This window comes from Celerinatantimonas yamalensis, from assembly GCF_046054155.1.
Taxonomy (GTDB): domain Bacteria; phylum Pseudomonadota; class Gammaproteobacteria; order Enterobacterales; family Celerinatantimonadaceae; genus Celerinatantimonas; species Celerinatantimonas yamalensis.
In genome coordinates this window covers 163,992-182,630 of record NZ_JBEQCT010000004.1, presented here as the reverse complement: position 1 = coordinate 182,630, position 18,639 = coordinate 163,992, and the positions used below count along the sequence as shown (strand labels likewise).

Below are 18,639 nucleotides of genomic sequence, written 5' to 3'. Positions count from 1 at the left end.
AGCAATTAACGCGCCATGTAAACCTAAATCGGATTAAGCAAGTTGTTCTAGAGATGCAATATCAATAGAAATACCAGCACCCATCGTAGTTGATAGATTTACTTTTTTGATGAACTGACCTTTAGACTGGGCAGGTTTAGCTTTACGCAGTGCGCTTAGCAACGCTTCCAAGTTCTGTTTGATCTTGTCATCGTCAAAGTCAACTTTACCGATGGTGGTATGAATAATACCGTTTTTGTCGTTACGATAACGCACCTGACCGGCTTTAGCATTATTAACCGCTTCAGCAACGTTCGGCGTTACAGTACCAACTTTAGGGTTTGGCATCAGCCCGCGAGGACCTAAGATCTGGCCTAATTGACCCACAACACGCATCGCATCAGGTGAAGCAATAACCACGTCGAAGTTCATTTCGCCCGCTTTAATTTGCGCTGCTAAATCATCCATACCCACGATATCTGCACCAGCTGCTTTCGCCGCTTCTGCATTGGCACCTTGAGTGAACACAGCAACACGAACGGTACGGCCAGTACCATTGGGTAGAACAGTCGCACCGCGAACATTTTGATCAGATTTACGAGGATCAATACCCAGGTTAATAGAAGCATCAACACTTTCAACAAATTTAGCCGTCGCTAATTCTTTAAGCAAAGCAACCGCTTCGTTGATTGAGTAGTCTTTAGTCGCGTCAGTTTTTTCGCGAATAGTACGCATACGTTTAGAAAGTTTTGCCATTGTCTAGCCCTCTACTACCAGGCCCATTGCACGGGCGGAACCTTCGATTGAACGAACCATCGCATCTAAATCAGCGCCGGTCATGTCTACTTCTTTAACTTTAGCGATCTCTTCAAGCTGCGCACGAGTTACCGTACCCACTTTTTGCTTGTTCGGTGTACCAGAACCAGACTTGATGCCCGCCGCTTTTTTAAGCAGGTATGAAGCAGGTGGTGTCTTGGTTTCGAACGTGAAAGAGCGGTCACTATAAACAGTGATAACAACAGGAACTGGCGCGCCTTTTTCTAAGCTGTCAGTACGAGCGTTGAACGCTTTACAAAATTCCATGATGTTCACACCATGTTGACCTAATGCAGGACCAACTGGTGGACTAGGGTTTGCTGCACCAGCAGCAACTTGTAGCTTGATATAAGCTTGGACTTTCTTAGCCATAATTTCCTCTAATTTGGGTCTAGCGCCTCAATCCAACGTGGACCTTAGCTTCCCGATATAACAAAAGGGCAGCGGATTATAAAATATCCTCTGCCCTATCTCAACCATTTCTGGCGAAATTTCGATCAGCCTTTTTCAATCTGACCGAATTCTAACTCAACTGGTGTCGCCCGACCGAAGATCAGAACAGATACTTTTACGCGACTTTTCTCATAATCGACTTCTTCAATGGTACCATTGAAATCAGCAAATGGGCCATCAACCACGCGAACCACTTCACCGGGTTCAAACAGAGTTTTTGGCCGTGGCTTATCGGCAGACTCATTGAGACGATCTAAAATATTGTCCGCTTCACGATCAGTAATTGGTGCTGGGCGCTCTGGAGTGCCGCCAATAAAACCTAATACGCGAGGGACATTACGCACCAAATGCCAGCTCTCATCGTTCATGTGCATCTGCACCAGCACATAGCCGGGGAAGAACTTACGCTCACTTTTACGACGCTGACCTGCGCGCATCTCGACCACTTCTTCAGTAGGAACAAGAACATCCCCAAATAAATCTTCGTGGCCATGGATCTTAATGTGTTCACGCAGAGATTTAGCAACACGAGATTCATAGCCAGAAAAGGCCTGAACGACATACCAGCGTTTTTTTAACTCTTCGCTCATTAAACATTCACCCCTGTAATGAAGCTGACTAGACGAACGAGTATACCATCAAGACCCCATAAAATTAACGCAACCACCGCAGAAACTGCCAGTACAATCAGTGTTGTCTGCATAGCTTCTTGACGGGTTGGCCAAACAACTTTGCGCACTTCGGTACGAGCTTCTTTAGCAAAACTCCAGACAGCTTTCCCTTTAGTGGTCAGCATAGCGAGCCCTAAAGCAAGACCCATCGCGACGACAACTCCGATCACTCGAAACAGGATCGAGATATTAGAGTAATAGTAGTTGCCGACTACGGAAGCGGCGACGAGAATTGCGACTAATCCCCATTTTAGGCCATCCATAGACCCGCTCTGGTTTTCTGTATTCGTTGACATAAACTACCTGTTATCCCACACCTAAAAACGACGCTGTTTAGCGTGTCTACTTTATTTCTACTGAATTGAGCCAACACGTGCCAATTACCGGCGCTAAACTAGCTAATTGGCAGGGGTGGAGGGAGTCGAACCCCCAACCGTCGGTTTTGGAGACCGCCGTTCTACCAATTCGAACTACACCCCTACAAAAGAAAACCCCGTTTTTAGGGGCTTTCGCTTAAATTGTGAACCTAGTGTCAGCTACAATTTGACCTGTGTATCATGATACCAGAAATAGCGTGAGCTCGTAGAGGAAAAATTTAATTTTATTGTAATTTCGCTGCATTCTATACTGAGTGGTTAATTGCACTCGACTCCTTAAATAAACGACTCTGCAATGGTTGAGCAGATCTTACTTCATACAGCTCAAGCGGCAAGTCATCCGGGTCTTTAAAAAAGGTAAAGCGTTTTTGTGTATATGGGTCGACCCGAACACTCTCGCAGCTAATATCATGTCGCTGTAAATAGGCAATAACCTGATCTAAATCACACACTGAAAATGCTAGGTGGCGCAACCCACAAGCTTCTGGCGATGTGGATCGAGTCGGTGGATGGGCAAATGAAAATAACTCAATTTGACTGCCATCAGGCAGGGCTAAATCCAGCTTATAAGAATCACGTTCGGCGCGATAATGTTCAGCAATCACCGTTAGGCCAAGGATCTGAGTATAAAAATGTTTAGTGACCTGATAGTTCGAGCAAATAATTGCGCAATGATGAATAGCATCGAGCATGACAACCTCGCAGGTTAATGGCTATTTATTGAAAATGGATCGGTCAACAACAAAAGATGGCTAAGTTTAGTGTTTCAGGCTCTCCGAGCCAGTCTGCATGTTCAGTATGATCCATATAGTCGTCACCCGTCACCGCATGAACCAATACCGTCAAGTTTTGCCGATGAGTATCAATCCATGCGATAAACATCGCAAAATCAGCTTGAGTGAACTTCGTTTGAAAACTCCAGGATGGATGCGGTCCAACCTGTTTTTCATGGAATCGCCCCACTTCTAAATTAAGCTGCTCGATGATCTGCAAGCGTAGTGCGCGGGCTTGCTCGCAGGTTGTTTTGTCAAAATAAACATGGCTATGATAGTGCGCATAGTTATTACTGAGTGTGATAAATTGGGTCATAATAGTTCACCTAACAAATTAACTGAGTCAACAGTCGACATAAGACAGTACTATGGCTTAGCCTGTTGCGCAGGACTAGCTTGCTGCAACGCAAATCTTGCGGCGTAGTGAGTCACACGGCTAGCTCAATCAAGTGGTTTAGCCATGATAAATGAATGCTGGCTAAACCCAAGCGTAGTGTAAAACTGATGTGCTTTGTGATTAAAAGCCATTACTTCCAAGCGCACTTGCTTGGCGCCCTGTTCTCGCGCCCATTGATGAACTGCATTCATTAATGCTCGTCCGACTCCCCGCGAGCGATGATGTTCATCAACGACTATCGACCCAATGCGGCAAATTGGAAATTTGACTAAAAATGGAATGGTTTCATTTTGTGTGATGGTCGCAGTGATAAAGCCGATGACCTGCTGGCCACGCTGCGCCACAAAAAAACGATGTGTATTATTTTTTAACACATTAACTAAAAATTGTCGGTCGGCCGCCGATGGAGCATCAAAAGCCTCAGGCATCTGGTCAAAATGGATCTGTCCAATTTGTTGATTAAGCATGGTTAAAGCATCTAAATCGGACTCTTGTGCGGATCGAATAACCACCGTTCACCTCTCTTCGTTATATCGTCCCGCTTGATAATAACCCATTTATATTAGGATGGAATAGGTAGGTTCATGCATTCACTATATCTGATGTGTTACTTGTGTTGGCGCGATATTGCGACTTTCAAGTTACTTGGTGCCGGCTGTCGTAGTGAATAGGTTAATGCTGTCTACTGATATTGCTTCAATAATGTAAATTGAACGCCCCACATAAAATCAGTGAACCAATTAAATGGTGTTAGCATCTAGGCGATTGAGTTAGAACAAGCCTTAAAAAGCGCACAAGTGATTCTTATGCACGAATAAATAACATCACAGTTAGAGTGACATCTGCGAATAATTTATATTAAAAAAGGCCGCCTAAAGCGACCTTTTTTTATTAGCAATCGTTAAAACGATTACGCGATAACTTTAGATACCACGCCAGCGCCAACTGTACGACCGCCTTCACGGATCGCAAAGCGCAACCCTTCATCCATCGCAATAGGTGCAATCAATTCAACTGTGAATTTAATATTGTCACCAGGCATTACCATTTCCACGCCTTCTGGCAGCTCTACAGCACCCGTAACGTCAGTTGTACGGAAATAGAACTGTGGACGGTAGCCTTTGAAGAATGGGGTATGACGACCACCTTCTTCTTTGCTCAGAACATAAACTTCTGATTCAAATTGTGTATGTGGTGTAATTGTACCTGGTTTTGCCAGTACTTGACCACGTTCAACATCTTCCCGTTTAGTACCGCGCAGCAATGCACCGATGTTTTCACCTGCACGACCTTCGTCAAGCAGTTTACGGAACATTTCAACACCTGTACAAGTGGTTTTAGTTGTCGCTTTGATACCGACGATTTCAACTTCATCGCCAACTTTGACAATACCACGTTCAACACGACCAGTCACAACTGTACCGCGGCCTGAGATTGAGAAAACGTCTTCAATAGGCAACAAGAATGGATGATCGATATCACGAATAGGCTCAGGAACGTAATCATCTAATGCTTGCGCCAATTCAATGATTTTTTCTTCCCACTGCGCTTCGCCGTTCAATGCACCCAGTGCAGAACCTTGAATAACAGGCAGATCATCACCTGGGAAATCATATTCGCTTAACAGCTCGCGAACTTCCATTTCAACCAGTTCTAACAACTCTTCGTCGTCAACCATGTCACATTTGTTCATGAATACAACGATACAAGGCACGCCAACTTGACGAGACAGTAGGATGTGTTCACGCGTTTGTGGCATTGGGCCATCAGTTGCTGCAACCACTAAGATCGCACCGTCCATTTGCGCAGCACCCGTGATCATGTTTTTCACATAGTCAGCGTGTCCGGGGCAGTCAACGTGTGCATAGTGACGTGCTGGTGTATCATATTCAACGTGAGAAGTATTAATTGTAATACCGCGTTCACGTTCTTCAGGGGCGTTATCGATAGAAGCGAAGTCTTTCGCTGAACCGCCGTATGTTTTTGCCAATACAGTAGTAATAGCCGCTGTCAGAGTAGTTTTACCGTGGTCAACGTGACCGATGGTGCCAACGTTAACGTGCGGTTTCGAACGTTCAAATTTTTCTTTAGACATGCTCGTCCCTCATACAAGGAGTCAACTGGTGTTCTAGCACCAAAGGTTGTTGATACAAACGTTATAAAACGATCTAAGGCAGGCGAGATAAAGGACTGGTGCTGATAGGCAGAGTTGAACTGCCGACCTCACCCTTACCAAGGGTGCGCTCTACCAACTGAGCTATATCAGCACTGGAGCGGGCAGCGGGAATCGAACCCGCATCATCAGCTTGGAAGGCTGAGGTAATAGCCATTATACGATGCCCGCGCTGTTAGTCTTTAAATCAGACCACCTCAAACCGAGAAAAAGTGGTGGAGGGGGACGGATTCGAACCATCGAAGCTTTCGCGGCAGATTTACAGTCTGCTCCCTTTGGCCGCTCGGGAACCCCTCCATATTTTAGCTTAACGATGGTGCCGACTGCCGGAATCGAACTGGCGACCTACTGATTACAAGTCAGTTGCTCTACCTACTGAGCTAAGTCGGCGATGTCGTTAAGTGCTGCGCATTCTAGGGAATCCCTTTTTCAAATGCAACTGCTAATGTGAAAAAAAACTGTCTTTAGCGATTAAATGCATAATTTTCACTCAATATTGGCACTATTGAGGCCTTAAAGAAACTTCACCGGCTGAAAAAGCATGAATTTCATGGTTCTGTTTGAGTAACAAGTTACCTTGCGAATCAACACCACTCACATTCCCTTCAACGGTTCTGCCATCAGAAAAAATTAATTTTACAGCTTCACCATGAAAAATATCCAATTCATTCCATTGTTCAATAAATGGCACTAAGCCGTTCTCAGAGAACTGCTGATAGGCTTGATTCAGCGCTTGATAACAACGCACCAATAAATCATTGCGATCCACGATTTGCTCTTGTAAGCGGCTTAAATCGGCAACTTTTTGATCAATACCGGCTGATACATCGCCCAGACGCACATTAATACCGATCCCGGCGACGATGTGCACCAATTGCTGAGGCTGACCTGTCATTTCAATCAGTATCCCCGCCAGTTTTTCATAGCCAGCATAGATATCGTTGGGCCACTTTAACCCCACCGTAGTATATCCCATCTCTCGCAGCGTCTGTGCAACGGCGATACCAACGACCAAGCTTAAGCCTTGCAAGCCATCTAAGTTGCCCTCATGCTGCCAATGAATAGAAAATGGGAGCTGTCCGGCAACTGCCGAGTGAAAACTGCGACCACGCCGCCCACGCCCCGCATTTTGATAATCACAGCTAACCAATTCACCATGACTCAAATCATTTAAGCGGCCCATCATCCAGCTATTAGTGGATGCAATTTCCGAAAAGAGGTGAATGGGAGCCTTAATATGAGGCTGTAACTTGTCTAAATCTAACATCGAAATAGAATGTGCAAGACAGTAGCCGCGCCCTTTAACTGAGTATATATCAACGCCCATAGCCTGCAGCTGGTGAATATAAGTCGCAATGGAAGTACGTGAAACATTTAGGTGCTGTGCGAGCAATTGACCGGAGTAAAAATGACCATCGCTGAGGTAGTTCAAGAGCTCAAATGCATTATGATGATTTTGCATAGTTGGATAATTTCTCCCTTGATTGCATAAACCCATGCCGTCCAATCAACAATACTTCCGGTTCGAGAGTCACCGCAAAACGCGAGTGAACTTGTTGTTGTATATGGGCCGCTAATTGGGCTATTGCCAACCCGCTGGTTGTACCGGACTCATTGATTAACACGAGGGCTTGGTGAGAGTGTACCCCCGCACCATTTTGGCGATAACCTTTCAAACCACATTGGTCAATCAGCCATCCGGCCGCTATCTTATAATTTCCCTCAGGTTGTGAATAAAAGGGCAACTGAGGATATTGAGCTTGATAGTGACGCAGCCATGCTTCACTGACAATAGGATTCTTAAAAAAACTCCCAGCATTGCCAGTCTGCTTTGGATCCGGCAATTTTACGCGGCGAGTTCTACACACCAGTTCAAAAATTTGCTGAGCCGTCGCGGTATCATCTAATTCACGCAGTGGGCCATATTGACAATTAGGTTGCCACGCTTGGGGTAATTGCAGACCAACGCGGGTAATAACCATTGAACTGCGCGGCACATGCTTAAATAAACTGTCTCGGTAACCAAATTGGCACTGTGCTTGGGTGAGCACACTAAACTGCTCGCAGCTTGCATCCCATACTTCTACCCATCGGCAAAATTGGCTAAATTCAGCGCCATAGGCACCAATATTTTGCACCGGTGCCGCTCCCACAGATCCTGGGATGAGTGCTAGATTTTCCAGCCCGGGGACATCGCGATCGATCAACCAACTAACCAATTGATGCCAATTCTCCCCTGAGGCAGCTTCAATAAACCAGCCCTGTGGGTGTTGGACAAGTTGCCGCCCATTTAATCGATTCACCACTAAAGTGCCTTGAAAGTCTTCAACAAACAAGACATTCGAACCTTCGCCGATCACTAACCAAGGTAGGCCTTGGCGTTCAAGCTCTGCGAGCTCTTTTAAATCATCGAGATGATTCAGAATCAACAGATCACGGCAATATGCCTTTACACCAAACGTATGCAGTGATTGAACATCTTTCATGACTATCCGCCTTACCTTATTCTATCGGCATTTACGCCATTGCTATATGCGACTACTAATGGCGTAATAATACTTGCTTCATGCGGTGACTGTCGCCTTTTTGTAAGACCAGATCCGCCTTATCACGGGTATGAAGAATATTATCCTGCAAATTCACCAAATTGATCGTTCGCCAGATCTCTCTGGCAACACTAATGGCTTGTGTATCAGGTAAACTTGCATAGTGGTTAAAATAACTATTGGGATCGCTAAAAGCACCTTTACGGAAATCTAAAAATCGTTGGATATACCATTCTTCTAATTGCTCAACATGGGCATCGACATAAATAGAAAAATCAAGATAGTCAGACACATAACGACGCAGACCAGTATCATCAGTTGGATTTGATTGTAATACATTAAGCCCTTCAAGAATAAGAATGTCAGGCTGATCGATCACCTTGTGCTGGTTGGGCAAAATATCATAGGTAATATGCGAATAAACAGGAGCGATGACTTGCGGCTTACCCGCTTTAACATCCGCGACAAACTGCACTAACTTGCGCCCATCATAACTTTCAGGGAAGCCTTTACGATGCATGATGCCGCGCCTGTTTAGTTCATCATTTGGATACAAAAAACCATCGGTCGTAATCAATGCGACCTTCGGATGCTCTGACCAACGATCTAACAGCGCTTGCAAGATCCGCGCGGTGGTACTTTTCCCAACAGCAACACTGCCCGCGACACCAATTAAGAATGGGATTTTATCCTCATGGCCGAGAAATTCACCAATGACTTTACGCCGATCTTGGCGCGATTTCACATACAAATTAATCAATCGAGAGAGTGGGAGATAAATGTCACGCACCTCTTCAAGTGACACAGACTCATTGATCCCTCGTAGCTCTTCAAGCTCGATTTCAGTTAAAGTCAGGGGCACAGAATTACGGAGTTTCGACCAAGTGTTTCGATTAAAGGTCAAATAGGACTGCATTTGGTGTTGTTCAAACATATGTCGCTTCCTTGGCAGAGCCGAAACATTACCTTAAAGTCGCCCGCTCGTCACTGCTGTCAGCTATTTTAGACGGTTGATTTCTCTGGTAATTCCAAGAAGGAATAAGGAGTCATAATGGGAAGGATAACAAAGGGCCCCAAGAGGGGCCCTCATATTTAGGCTTTTTCGACCACGTTCACCAACGTCCAAGATTTAGTCTTAGAAATTGGGCGGCACTCTTTGATCACCACTACATCACCTTCAACGGCGCTGTTAGCTTCATCATGTACGTGCAGTTTAGTAGTACGAGTCATGAATTTCCCATAGATTGGGTGTTTTACACGACGCTCGATCAGAACAACAATAGACTTATCCATTTTGTCACTGATCACTTTACCTTGTAATGTACGGATTGTTTCGCTCATTACGCACCTGCCTTCTGATTCAGAATGGTTTTAACACGTGCGATACTACGGCGCACATTCTTCAGCAAATGTGTTTGAGCCAATTGACCCGTGCTTGCTTGCATGCGCAGGTTGAATTGCTCACGAAGCAGGCTTAACAGCTCTGCATTTAGCTCTTCAACACTTTTGTCTTTAAGTTCGCTAGCGTTCATCACATCACCGTCCGAGTTACAAAAGTAGTACTGATTGGCAATTTAGCAGCTGCCAATTCAAATGCTTCGCGTGCCAGAACTTCTGGAACACCATCCATTTCGTACAATACTTTACCAGGCTGAATCTGAGCGACCCAGTATTCCACACTACCTTTACCTTTACCCATACGAACTTCAAGAGGTTTTTCAGTAATTGGTTTGTCTGGGAATACACGAATCCAGATTTTGCCCTGACGTTTAATATGACGAGTCATTGCCCGACGAGCTGCTTCGATTTGACGAGCAGTCAAACGGCCACGACCGGTCGCTTTTAGACCAAAGTCACCGAAGCTTACTTGGGTACCTTTAGCAAGACCACGGTTACGGCCTTTATGAACCTTACGGAACTTAGTACGTTTTGGTTGCAACATTACCGTGTCTCCTATTTACCGCGACGATCTTTACGTTTTGGCTTCGCAGGCGCTTCAGGTTGTACAACAGGCATTCCACCCAGTACTTCACCTTTGAAGATCCAAACTTTTACGCCAATAATACCGTAAGTTGTCTTTGCTTCAGAAGTAGAGTAATCGATATCAGCGCGCAATGTATGCAATGGCACACGACCTTCACGATACCATTCGGTACGTGCGATCTCAGCGCCGCCAAGACGACCACTTACTTCAACTTTGATCCCTTTCGCGCCCAAACGCATTGCATTTTGCACTGCACGTTTCATCGCACGACGGAACATAACACGACGTTCCAGCTGACTAGCAATCGAGTCACCGACTAATTGACTATCCAGCTCAGGCTTACGAACTTCAGAGATGTTGATCTGTGCTGGAACACCAGCCAGTTGAGCAACGCGTTTACGCAGCTTTTCAACATCTTCACCTTTTTTACCAATGACGACGCCAGGACGAGCAGTATGAATAGTCACACGAATGCTCTTAGCTGGACGTTCAATCACGATACGTGCCACTGATGCGTTTTTCAGTTCCTTTGTAAGAAACTCACGCACTTTGTGATCACTATGCAGGTTCTCTGCATATTCGCCTTTATCTGCATACCAAGTAGAATTCCATGGTTTGACGATACCTAGGCGAATACCATTAGGATGTACTTTCTGACCCATTGCTTATCTCCTAGTTATCAGATACAACCACAGTAATGTGGCTGGTACGCTTGATAATGCGGTCTGCGCGGCCTTTGGCACGTGGACGTACACGTTTCAGAGTCGGGCCAGTATCTACAAAGATTTTGGCTACTTTCAACTCGTCAATATCCGCACCTTCGTTATGCTCAGCGTTGGCGATAGCAGACTCTAAAACTTTCTTCACTAAAGCAGATGCTTTTTTGTTATTGAAAGTTAGTTCCGCCAGTGCTTTCTCAACAGATAGACCACGAATAAGGTCAGCGACCAGACGGGCTTTCTGTGGAGAAGTGCGGGCAAAACGGTGTTTAGCTAATGCTTCCATCATTTTCCCCTTAACGCTTTTTCGCTTTCTTATCAGCAGCATGACCGCGATAAGTACGAGTTGGTGCAAATTCACCCAGTTTATGACCAACCATTTCGTCGGAAACAAAAACTGGAACGTGCTGACGACCATTATGGACAGCGATGGTCAAACCAATCATATTAGGGAAGACCGTTGAACGACGGGACCAAGTTTTAATTGGTTTTTTATCCCCGCTTTCCACCGCTTTCTCTACCTTCTTCAGCAAGTGCAGGTCAATGAATGGACCTTTCTTGAGAGAACGTGGCATGGTGAATCCTCTTATTTCTTAGATGTACGACGACGTACAATATATTTATCGGTACGCTTGTTGCTGCGAGTTTTCTTACCTTTAGTTGGTGTACCCCAAGGTGAAACTGGATGACGGCCACCAGAAGTACGACCTTCACCACCACCATGTGGGTGATCAACAGGGTTCATTGCAACACCACGTACGGTAGGACGAACACCACGCCAACGGCTGGCACCCGCTTTACCCAACTGACGCAACATGTGCTCAGCATTACCTACTTCGCCTAAAGTTGCCCGGCAATCTGCCAGAACTCGGCGCATTTCACCACTACGTAAACGCAGGGTGACATATTCGCCTTCACGCGCAACAACCTGAGCATATGCACCGGCACTACGAGCCAACTGCGCACCTTTACCCGGTTTCATTTCAATTGCGTGAACAGTCGAACCAACTGGAATGTTACGCAATGGCAGGCTGTTACCTGCTTTAATTGGTGAATGAATACCGCTGATGATTTGATCGCCAGCCTGCATGCCTTTAGCAGCTAGGATGTAACGACGTTCACCGTCGGCATAACACACCAACGCAATATTTGCGCTACGGTTAGGATCATATTCCAGACGTTCAACTTTTGCCGAAATATCGTCTTTATTGCGTTTAAAATCAATAACACGATAATGCTGCTTGTGACCACCGCCGATATGACGAACAGTGATACGGCCGTTGTTGTTACGACCACCAGATTTACCTTTGGTGTCCAACAGCGGAGCATACGGCTTGCCTTTATGCAGGTCATTATTTACCACTTTAACAACGTGGCGACGACCAGCAGATGTAGGCTTAGTTTTAACAATAGCCATTTTAAGAAACTCCTCTTACTCTGCGCCGCCAACGAAGTCGATGTCTGCACCTTCAGCCAAAGTCACGTATGCTTTTTTCCAGTCGCTACGGCGACCAATACGTGCACCATGACGTTTGGTTTTACCCTTAACATTCAGGGTATGTACACCAGTTACTTCAACTTCAAACATTTTTTCTACAGCAGCTTTAATTTCAGCTTTAGTAGCAGTAGTGGCAACTTTAAAAACGATTGTGTTGTCGCTTTCAGCAGACACAGTGCTCTTTTCAGAGACGTGCGGTGCCAAAAGTACTTTTAACAGACGCTCTTCACTGATCATTTCAGCCACTCCTCAATCTGCTTCACTGCATCAGCAGTGATCAACACTTTGTCGAATGCGATCAAGCTAACTGGGTCAATACCAGCAACGTCACGTACATCAACGCGATATAAGTTGCGAGCAGCTAAGAATAAGTTCTCAGTTACTTCATTTGTAACGATCAGAACGTCTTCAACTTCAAATTCTTTCAGCTTAGCAACCAGCAGTTTAGTTTTAGGCGCTTCAACATCAAACTTCTCAACGACAATCAAGCGTTCCTGACGAACTAATTCAGACAGGATACTGCGGATTGCCGCACGATACATTTTAGTGTTTACTTTCTGGCTGTGATCTTGTGGTTTCGCAGCGAAAGTTACACCACCGCTACGCCAAATTGGCGAACGGATTGTACCGGCACGAGCGCGGCCAGTACCTTTCTGACGCCATGGCTTTTTACCACCGCCAGATACCTCAGAACGGGTTTTCTGAGCACGAGTTCCCTGACGGGCACCAGCTGCATATGCAACAACCACCTGATGAACCAGTGCTTCGTTAAACTCACGCCCAAAGGTAGTTTCGGAAACTTCAAGAGCGCTTTGCGCGTCTTTCAATACCAATTCCATTACTATCTCCTCAGACGTTATGCTTTAACAGCAGGTTTAACGATCACATCGCTGTTGGTTGCGCCAGGGATTGCACCCTTCACCAAGAGCAAGTTACGCTCAAGGTCGACACGAACCACTTCCAGAGACTGAACAGTAACGCGTTCAGCACCCATATGACCTGCCATTTTCTTACCTTTGAAGACACGGCCCGGAGTTTGGTTTTGACCAATAGAACCCGGCGCACGATGACTTAAAGAGTTACCATGGGTCATATCTTGGGTACGGAAGTTCCAGCGTTTTACACCACCCTGGAAGCCTTTACCTTTAGAAGTACCAGTAACGTCTACTTTTTTCACTTCGTTGAACAGATCAACTTTCAGCTCACCGCCGATTTCGATCCCTTCACCTTCTTCTTCGTTCAAACGAAATTCCCACAGGCCACGGCCCGCTTCAACTCCCGCCTTGGCAAATTGGCCAGCTTGAGCTTTGTTGACGCGGTTTGCTTTTTTCGTGCCAGTGGTCACTTGCAGAGCACGATAACCGTCTAATTCTTCGTTGATTAAACGAGTCACACGGTTTGGCTCACATTCGATAACGGTAACTGGAATCGACACACCATCTTCAGTGAAGATGCGAGTCATTCCAACTTTACGACCGACTAGACCAATCATTGTAAAAACCTCTTATCTTTCCAGCTCTGCTTAGCCCAGGCTGATTTGCACATCAACGCCAGCCGCCAGGTCCAAACGCATCAAAGCATCAACTGTTTTATCAGTTGGTTCAACGATGTCGACTAGGCGTTTGTGAGTGCGGATCTCATATTGATCACGCGCATCTTTATTGACGTGTGGAGAAATCAGTACGGTAAAACGCTCTTTACGAGTTGGAAGTGGGATTGGCCCACGAACCTGAGCGCCTGTACGTTTAGCAGTTTCTACGATTTCCGCTGTCGATTGATCAATCAGGCGATGATCAAACGCTTTTAAACGGATCCGAATTCTTTGGTTCTGCATTGACCAGAGCTCCAAAATAAATAAAAAAGAACCTAACACACCCCATCTCATCCTATTCCGAAATCCGGGGATGGTGGCGTATGCGACGATTAACATTTGCGTCCAAATCGGACGCACTGTCACCAGCTTCAAATTGAAGCTGAGCGGGTAAACCCGACTACTTACTAACTCAAGCTGCGTTATTATACGCTTTGGCAAACAAAACACAAGCCACTATGGAGAAAAAAGCAGCAATAGCAAACAGCTGGAAAGAATTTATCCTATCATATCCAACTGCTGCCTATTTTAAGCCACGCGTTGTTTATAGATAAGTGAGCGTTGATAAGGGATCAAATACTCCAACGCCACTTCATCACAGGCATGCTGACGCGGACATACATCGCAATCTTTCATCACTTTTTCTGGCAAGAAAGTTTTTGACGTTGGGCTAAATCCTAGTTTCATAAAGAATTCTGGTACTCGCGTCAGTACAAACACTTTCTCCAGTGCCATACCATGGGCTTTTTCAATCATAAATTCAACCAGTGCCTTACCCTGTCCACCGCGTTGAAATTCAGGGTTGACCCCTAATGAGCGGATCTCCGCTAAGCCCGTATCATACAAATACAACGACGCACAGCCCGTGATTCGCCCGGCTTGTTCGGTCACCGCAAATTCGCCAATCGATTTGGTTAACTCCCGGCGAGGACGCGGCAAGTTTTCACCCGCATCAGACCAGTAGTTGACTAGCTCGGCAATCCCATCGAGATCGGTCATACGTGCAGAACGCACATAGAGCCCGGGAATATCGCGACTGTAAAGACGTTTCTCAGCTTCATTAAGCGCGAACTCGATCTGCTGAGGAGCGACGCCACCTAACGCTGAGCGTTTCTCAAGGGTCGATTTTAACGATAAATTGGGATACACATCTTCTTCAATTTCAGGGGCCAGGGTTTGAAACTCATCAAGCGTAAGTGCCTCCAGCGGTACACCTTTTTCAATGGCATACACCACGGCAATGCCAACGATGTGGTGCGCTTCACGAAACGGAATACCCTTGCTGACTAAATAATCCGCCAGCTCAGTAGCATTGGAATATCCACCTTTAGCCGCTTCTTCAGTCGTTTGTTTATTCACTTTCATATCATGTAAGACCAGTTCTGCCATACTTAGGCATTGTCCCCACGTATCCAGTGCGTCAAACAATCCCTCTTTGTCTTCCTGCATATCCTTGTTGTAAGCAAGTGGTAATGCCTTCAAAGTCATCATAATGCCGCTTAATGCACCATACACTCGCCCAGCTTTGCCGCGAATAAGCTCTAGTGCATCTGGGTTCTTTTTCTGCGGCATCAATGATGAACCGGAGGTGACCTGATCAGATAACTCTAAAAAAGCAGATTCGCCGGAGTTATAAAAGATCAGATCCTCAGACATCCGTGACAGGTGCAACATCGACAATGATGCACAGGCAATTAACTCTACAACATGATCTCGATCCGAAACGCTATCTAAACTATTGCGGGTCGCTTGATGAAATCCTAACATCTGTGCCAATTTTTGCCGATCCATCGGATAAGCGGTACCTGCGAGAGCTCCGCTACCTAGTGGGCAGCTATCGAGGCGATCTAGGGCATCGGTCAAACGCGAATAATCACGCTCAAACATCTCAACGTAGGCTAAACACCAATGACCAAAAGTGACCGGTTGAGCCCGCTGCAAATGGGTATAGCCTGGCAAGACCGTATGCTGATGTTCACGCGCCAGACGCACTAGTTTTTGTTGCAGCATATCGAGCTGTCCGAGTAACGATAACCCTTCCTTTTTGCACCATAGTTTTAAATCGGTAGCAACTTGGTCGTTACGGCTACGGCCAGTATGTAATTTTTTGCCCAGATCGCCTACACGCTGAATCAACTGGGACTCAACCCAGCTATGGATATCTTCGGCATCAGAACCCAATATTTGTTGCGGACTCTCATTGACCTGAACGGCTAAATCACTGAGTGCAGCTTCAATTTGCTGCTGCTCGGCCTGCGTCAGAACGCCAACCGAAACCAAAGCCTTAGACCAGGCAATTGATCCTGTAATATCCTGCTCAGCCAAGCGATAATCAAAACGCAGCGAATCATTAAACTGCTTAAACCGACTATCGGCTGCCTGACTAAAACGTCCGCCCCATAATGCCATCTATCTCTACCCTTATTGCACCTGTCAATACGACACTTACCAAAGTGCCGGCAGTGCCGGCACTTGATCAACTGCACTGCGTTATTATTGTTGTTTCAATGCTTTAATCCGGCTTGATAATGAATATAAGCGGATAAAACCTTCTGCATGTTTCTGATCATACACATCATCTTCACCAAAGGTGGCAAACGCTTCAGAGTACAAACTATTGGGTGAGCGTTTTTGTGTCGCATTCACCTGCCCTTTGTAAAGCTTGAGCACGACATCACCACTAAGCTCATCCGCTAAACTTGTTGCTGCGGCCAACAATGAATCTTTAAGTGGTGTGAACCAGCGACCATCATAAACTAAATGAGCAAATTGTTGACCCACCGTTTCGCGCCATTCTCGGGTGCGTTTATCATAGACCAGCTCTTCAATCGCACGCATCGCCGCCACTAAGATCGTGCCCCCTGGAGTTTCATAGCAACCTCGAGACTTCATCCCAACTAAACGGTTTTCCACGATATCAACACGACCTACACCATGTTTCGAGCCCAATTCATTGAGATGAGTAATAACCTGATAAGGACTCATTGACTGACCATCAACCGCAACCACTTCGCCTTTTGCTAAGGTCAAGGTAACACTTTGTGCTTGATCAGGAGCCTGTTCGGGTGAATTGGTCCATGTCCAAACTTGATCAGACGGTTCATTCCAAGGGTTCTCCAGCTCACCGCCTTCGGTAGAGATATGCCATGCATTGGCATCTCGGCTATAAATTTTGGTTAAACTCGCGGCACAAGGAATATCGCGTTCAGCGAGGTAGGCCAGTAGATCTTCACGCGAGCGCATGGTCCACTCCCGCCATGGGGCAATGACGGCTAGATCAGGAGCCAGCGCAGCAAAGCAGCCTTCAAAGCGGATCTGGTCATTGCCTTTGCCGGTACAGCCATGACAGAGCGCATCGGCACCAACTTTACGAGCCACTTCAACTTGTGCTTTGGCAATAACAGGACGCGCCATCGATGTTCCTAATAAATAGGTGCCTTCATAAACTGCGCCTGTTTTCAGGGTTGGATAGATATAATCAGTAGCAAATTCGTCCTTAAGATCAACGATATAACATTCACTTGCACCAGAGGCGATGGCTTTTTGTTCAACACCTTTGAGATCATCTTCACCTTGACCGACATCGGCGCAAAAGGCAACGACTTCACAACCATAAGTTTCTTTCAGCCAAGGGATAATGGCCGATGTATCTAAACCACCAGAATAGGCTAACACTACTTTTTTAAACTGAGCCATGGTAAAAATCCTTTAATCATGTTGAATCAACGAAAGCAGCACGGCATTTTGCGCGTGCATCCGATTTTCCGCTTGATCGAAAATAATAGACTGAGGGCCATCCATCACCGCCGAAGTAATTTCAAACTCGCGGTGAGCCGGTTGGCAGTGCAACACATGACCGATGCCATAACGATCGAGCATTTGCTGATTAATTTGGTAAGGGGCAAAGCGCTCTTTGACTTGTTCAAGCGGCGTGTCATCACCCATCGATACCCATGTATCGCCGTACACGACATCGTAACCCGCGAGCGCATCCAACGAATCGCTGACCACAATTTTACCGCCATTGGCTTTGGCCAGCTCGTTAGCTTTAAGAACCACTTGTGCATCAGGACTTGATCCCATGGGACAAATTGCCGCGACTTCCATGCCTAAAATGGCACCACCTAACATCAACGAATGGGTGACATTATTACCATCACCGACATAAGCTAGCTTCACTTGGCTCAAATCCGAATAGTTTTCCGCAATCGTTTGGAAATCGGCCAATGCCTGACATGGATGGTAGAGATCGCACAATGAATTGACTACGGGCACGCTGGCATAGCGACAAAGTTCTTGCAACGTCTTATGGCTGTAGACCCGTGCAACAATGGCTTCACACCAACGGCTTAAATTCTTGGCATAATCTTTAATCGACTCACGATTGCCAATGGCGCCGTTTTGCTGATCTAAGTAAACCGCATGCCCCCCTAATCGATTTACCCCTATATCAAATGTAACACGGGTACGCAGCGATGGTTTTTCAAACAACGTAACGATGCTTTTGCCCGTTAATGTAGTCGCGTAACGGGCTGGATCAGCTTTGATGTTTTTTGCCAAATCAAGAATGCCGAGGATCTGCTCTCGGCTGAGATCTTGCAGCGTAAGCAAGTGATTCAAGTTATTCATCTCTTCTTTGGTTTCCCCTATCCTGGTAAATGC

At 46.0% G+C, this 18,639-nt stretch carries 25 protein-coding genes and 5 tRNA genes; all 30 read right to left on the bottom strand.

Annotated features, from left to right (window positions below):
• Window positions 1–33: 33 nt before the first annotated feature.
• Window positions 34–735, bottom strand: coding sequence for a 50S ribosomal protein L1 (gene rplA, locus ABUE30_RS10635; RefSeq protein ID WP_408623745.1), 702 nt, complete (start codon window positions 733–735; stop codon window positions 34–36).
• Between the two features lie 3 nt (window positions 736–738).
• Window positions 739–1,167, bottom strand: a complete 429-nt coding sequence (rplK, locus tag ABUE30_RS10630; protein WP_408623744.1) for a 50S ribosomal protein L11 — start codon at window positions 1,165–1,167, stop codon at window positions 739–741.
• A 125-nt stretch (window positions 1,168–1,292) separates the two neighbouring features.
• The gene (nusG, locus tag ABUE30_RS10625) at window positions 1,293–1,838 is read right to left on the bottom strand and encodes a transcription termination/antitermination protein NusG (RefSeq protein WP_408623743.1); all 546 of its coding nucleotides are present in this window, start codon (window positions 1,836–1,838) and stop codon (window positions 1,293–1,295) included.
• Window positions 1,838–2,215 carry a preprotein translocase subunit SecE gene (secE, locus tag ABUE30_RS10620; RefSeq protein WP_408623742.1) on the bottom strand — a complete coding sequence of 126 codons (378 nt, stop codon included), beginning with the start codon at window positions 2,213–2,215 and terminating at the stop codon, window positions 1,838–1,840. The genes nusG and secE overlap by 1 nt, the downstream gene beginning before the upstream one ends.
• A gap of 107 nt (window positions 2,216–2,322) precedes the next feature.
• Window positions 2,323–2,399 (bottom strand) — tRNA-Trp (locus ABUE30_RS10615).
• 142 nt (window positions 2,400–2,541) lie between these two features.
• Window positions 2,542–2,988 carry an SMU1112c/YaeR family gloxylase I-like metalloprotein gene (gloA2, locus tag ABUE30_RS10610; protein ID WP_408623741.1) on the bottom strand — a complete coding sequence of 149 codons (447 nt, stop codon included), beginning with the start codon at window positions 2,986–2,988 and terminating at the stop codon, window positions 2,542–2,544.
• A 43-nt stretch (window positions 2,989–3,031) separates the two neighbouring features.
• Window positions 3,032–3,385: a DOPA 4,5-dioxygenase family protein gene (locus tag ABUE30_RS10605; protein ID WP_408623740.1), complete on the bottom strand. Its 354-nt coding sequence runs from the start codon at window positions 3,383–3,385 to the stop codon at window positions 3,032–3,034.
• A 125-nt stretch (window positions 3,386–3,510) separates the two neighbouring features.
• The gene (locus ABUE30_RS10600) at window positions 3,511–3,978 is read right to left on the bottom strand and encodes a GNAT family N-acetyltransferase (protein ID WP_408623739.1); all 468 of its coding nucleotides are present in this window, start codon (window positions 3,976–3,978) and stop codon (window positions 3,511–3,513) included.
• A gap of 398 nt (window positions 3,979–4,376) precedes the next feature.
• On the bottom strand, window positions 4,377–5,561 hold the full coding sequence (gene tuf / locus ABUE30_RS10595; RefSeq protein ID WP_408623738.1) for an elongation factor Tu: 1,185 nt from the start codon (window positions 5,559–5,561) through the stop codon (window positions 4,377–4,379).
• A gap of 96 nt (window positions 5,562–5,657) precedes the next feature.
• A tRNA-Thr gene (locus ABUE30_RS10590) sits at window positions 5,658–5,733 on the bottom strand.
• Window positions 5,734–5,735: 2 nt separating this feature from the next.
• A tRNA-Gly gene (locus ABUE30_RS10585) sits at window positions 5,736–5,810 on the bottom strand.
• Between the two features lie 42 nt (window positions 5,811–5,852).
• Window positions 5,853–5,936 (bottom strand) — tRNA-Tyr (locus tag ABUE30_RS10580).
• Window positions 5,937–5,953: 17 nt separating this feature from the next.
• Window positions 5,954–6,029, bottom strand: a tRNA-Thr gene (locus ABUE30_RS10575).
• Window positions 6,030–6,141: 112 nt separating this feature from the next.
• Window positions 6,142–7,101, bottom strand: coding sequence for a bifunctional biotin--[acetyl-CoA-carboxylase] ligase/biotin operon repressor BirA (gene birA / locus ABUE30_RS10570; RefSeq protein WP_408623737.1), 960 nt, complete (start codon window positions 7,099–7,101; stop codon window positions 6,142–6,144).
• Entirely contained in the window at window positions 7,085–8,125 is a 1,041-nt protein-coding gene (murB, locus tag ABUE30_RS10565; RefSeq protein WP_408623736.1) for a UDP-N-acetylmuramate dehydrogenase, read from the bottom strand. The genes birA and murB overlap by 17 nt, the downstream gene beginning before the upstream one ends.
• A gap of 55 nt (window positions 8,126–8,180) precedes the next feature.
• A complete protein-coding gene (coaA, locus tag ABUE30_RS10560; RefSeq protein WP_408623858.1) occupies window positions 8,181–9,101 on the bottom strand; it encodes a type I pantothenate kinase in 921 nt (306 codons plus the stop codon).
• A gap of 176 nt (window positions 9,102–9,277) precedes the next feature.
• Window positions 9,278–9,526, bottom strand: a complete 249-nt coding sequence (gene rpsQ / locus ABUE30_RS10555; RefSeq protein WP_408623735.1) for a 30S ribosomal protein S17 — start codon at window positions 9,524–9,526, stop codon at window positions 9,278–9,280.
• A complete protein-coding gene (gene rpmC / locus ABUE30_RS10550) occupies window positions 9,526–9,717 on the bottom strand; it encodes a 50S ribosomal protein L29 (protein ID WP_408623734.1) in 192 nt (63 codons plus the stop codon). The genes rpsQ and rpmC overlap by 1 nt, the downstream gene beginning before the upstream one ends.
• Entirely contained in the window at window positions 9,717–10,127 is a 411-nt protein-coding gene (rplP, locus tag ABUE30_RS10545; RefSeq protein WP_408623733.1) for a 50S ribosomal protein L16, read from the bottom strand. The genes rpmC and rplP overlap by 1 nt, the downstream gene beginning before the upstream one ends.
• An 11-nt stretch (window positions 10,128–10,138) precedes the next feature.
• On the bottom strand, window positions 10,139–10,831 hold the full coding sequence (gene rpsC, locus ABUE30_RS10540; protein ID WP_408623732.1) for a 30S ribosomal protein S3: 693 nt from the start codon (window positions 10,829–10,831) through the stop codon (window positions 10,139–10,141).
• Window positions 10,832–10,841: 10 nt separating this feature from the next.
• Complete coding sequence (gene rplV, locus ABUE30_RS10535; RefSeq protein ID WP_408623731.1) at window positions 10,842–11,174, bottom strand: 50S ribosomal protein L22; 333 nt, start codon at window positions 11,172–11,174, stop codon at window positions 10,842–10,844.
• 10 nt (window positions 11,175–11,184) lie between these two features.
• Window positions 11,185–11,463 (bottom strand): 30S ribosomal protein S19, encoded by a 279-nt coding sequence (rpsS, locus tag ABUE30_RS10530; RefSeq protein ID WP_408623730.1) that lies wholly within the window; start codon window positions 11,461–11,463, stop codon window positions 11,185–11,187.
• Between the two features lie 11 nt (window positions 11,464–11,474).
• Window positions 11,475–12,305 (bottom strand): 50S ribosomal protein L2, encoded by an 831-nt coding sequence (rplB, locus tag ABUE30_RS10525; RefSeq protein WP_408623729.1) that lies wholly within the window; start codon window positions 12,303–12,305, stop codon window positions 11,475–11,477.
• Between the two features lie 15 nt (window positions 12,306–12,320).
• Window positions 12,321–12,623: a 50S ribosomal protein L23 gene (gene rplW, locus ABUE30_RS10520; protein ID WP_408623728.1), complete on the bottom strand. Its 303-nt coding sequence runs from the start codon at window positions 12,621–12,623 to the stop codon at window positions 12,321–12,323.
• Complete coding sequence (rplD, locus tag ABUE30_RS10515) at window positions 12,620–13,225, bottom strand: 50S ribosomal protein L4 (RefSeq protein WP_408623727.1); 606 nt, start codon at window positions 13,223–13,225, stop codon at window positions 12,620–12,622. Before rplD ends, rplW begins: the two co-directional genes overlap by 4 nt.
• Window positions 13,226–13,242: 17 nt before the next feature.
• Window positions 13,243–13,878 (bottom strand): 50S ribosomal protein L3, encoded by a 636-nt coding sequence (gene rplC / locus ABUE30_RS10510; RefSeq protein ID WP_408623726.1) that lies wholly within the window; start codon window positions 13,876–13,878, stop codon window positions 13,243–13,245.
• 30 nt (window positions 13,879–13,908) lie between these two features.
• Window positions 13,909–14,220 (bottom strand): 30S ribosomal protein S10, encoded by a 312-nt coding sequence (gene rpsJ / locus ABUE30_RS10505; protein ID WP_005307944.1) that lies wholly within the window; start codon window positions 14,218–14,220, stop codon window positions 13,909–13,911.
• A gap of 285 nt (window positions 14,221–14,505) precedes the next feature.
• Window positions 14,506–16,386 carry an argininosuccinate lyase gene (gene argH, locus ABUE30_RS10500; protein WP_408623725.1) on the bottom strand — a complete coding sequence of 627 codons (1,881 nt, stop codon included), beginning with the start codon at window positions 16,384–16,386 and terminating at the stop codon, window positions 14,506–14,508.
• An 84-nt stretch (window positions 16,387–16,470) separates the two neighbouring features.
• Window positions 16,471–17,673, bottom strand: coding sequence for an argininosuccinate synthase (locus ABUE30_RS10495; protein WP_408623724.1), 1,203 nt, complete (start codon window positions 17,671–17,673; stop codon window positions 16,471–16,473).
• A gap of 12 nt (window positions 17,674–17,685) precedes the next feature.
• Window positions 17,686–18,597: an ornithine carbamoyltransferase gene (locus ABUE30_RS10490; protein WP_408623857.1), complete on the bottom strand. Its 912-nt coding sequence runs from the start codon at window positions 18,595–18,597 to the stop codon at window positions 17,686–17,688.
• Window positions 18,598–18,639: the final 42 nt, after the last annotated feature.

Coding starts and splice junctions, on each gene's coding strand:
- rplA (WP_408623745.1), bottom strand. CDS start 735: ATGGCAAAACTTTCTAAACGTATGCGTACTATTCGCGAAAAAACTGAC.
- rplK (WP_408623744.1), bottom strand. CDS start 1,167: ATGGCTAAGAAAGTCCAAGCTTATATCAAGCTACAAGTTGCTGCTGGT.
- nusG (WP_408623743.1), bottom strand. CDS start 1,838: ATGAGCGAAGAGTTAAAAAAACGCTGGTATGTCGTTCAGGCCTTTTCT.
- secE (WP_408623742.1), bottom strand. CDS start 2,215: ATGTCAACGAATACAGAAAACCAGAGCGGGTCTATGGATGGCCTAAAA.
- gloA2 (WP_408623741.1), bottom strand. CDS start 2,988: ATGCTCGATGCTATTCATCATTGCGCAATTATTTGCTCGAACTATCAG.
- ABUE30_RS10605 (WP_408623740.1), bottom strand. CDS start 3,385: ATGACCCAATTTATCACACTCAGTAATAACTATGCGCACTATCATAGC.
- tuf (WP_408623738.1), bottom strand. CDS start 5,561: ATGTCTAAAGAAAAATTTGAACGTTCGAAACCGCACGTTAACGTTGGC.
- birA (WP_408623737.1), bottom strand. CDS start 7,101: ATGCAAAATCATCATAATGCATTTGAGCTCTTGAACTACCTCAGCGAT.
- murB (WP_408623736.1), bottom strand. CDS start 8,125: ATGAAAGATGTTCAATCACTGCATACGTTTGGTGTAAAGGCATATTGC.
- coaA (WP_408623858.1), bottom strand. CDS start 9,101: ATGCAGTCCTATTTGACCTTTAATCGAAACACTTGGTCGAAACTCCGT.
- rpsQ (WP_408623735.1), bottom strand. CDS start 9,526: ATGAGCGAAACAATCCGTACATTACAAGGTAAAGTGATCAGTGACAAA.
- rpmC (WP_408623734.1), bottom strand. CDS start 9,717: ATGAACGCTAGCGAACTTAAAGACAAAAGTGTTGAAGAGCTAAATGCA.
- rplP (WP_408623733.1), bottom strand. CDS start 10,127: ATGTTGCAACCAAAACGTACTAAGTTCCGTAAGGTTCATAAAGGCCGT.
- rpsC (WP_408623732.1), bottom strand. CDS start 10,831: ATGGGTCAGAAAGTACATCCTAATGGTATTCGCCTAGGTATCGTCAAA.
- rplV (WP_408623731.1), bottom strand. CDS start 11,174: ATGGAAGCATTAGCTAAACACCGTTTTGCCCGCACTTCTCCACAGAAA.
- rpsS (WP_408623730.1), bottom strand. CDS start 11,463: ATGCCACGTTCTCTCAAGAAAGGTCCATTCATTGACCTGCACTTGCTG.
- rplB (WP_408623729.1), bottom strand. CDS start 12,305: ATGGCTATTGTTAAAACTAAGCCTACATCTGCTGGTCGTCGCCACGTT.
- rplW (WP_408623728.1), bottom strand. CDS start 12,623: ATGATCAGTGAAGAGCGTCTGTTAAAAGTACTTTTGGCACCGCACGTC.
- rplD (WP_408623727.1), bottom strand. CDS start 13,225: ATGGAATTGGTATTGAAAGACGCGCAAAGCGCTCTTGAAGTTTCCGAA.
- rplC (WP_408623726.1), bottom strand. CDS start 13,878: ATGATTGGTCTAGTCGGTCGTAAAGTTGGAATGACTCGCATCTTCACT.
- rpsJ (WP_005307944.1), bottom strand. CDS start 14,220: ATGCAGAACCAAAGAATTCGGATCCGTTTAAAAGCGTTTGATCATCGC.
- argH (WP_408623725.1), bottom strand. CDS start 16,386: ATGGCATTATGGGGCGGACGTTTTAGTCAGGCAGCCGATAGTCGGTTT.
- ABUE30_RS10495 (WP_408623724.1), bottom strand. CDS start 17,673: ATGGCTCAGTTTAAAAAAGTAGTGTTAGCCTATTCTGGTGGTTTAGAT.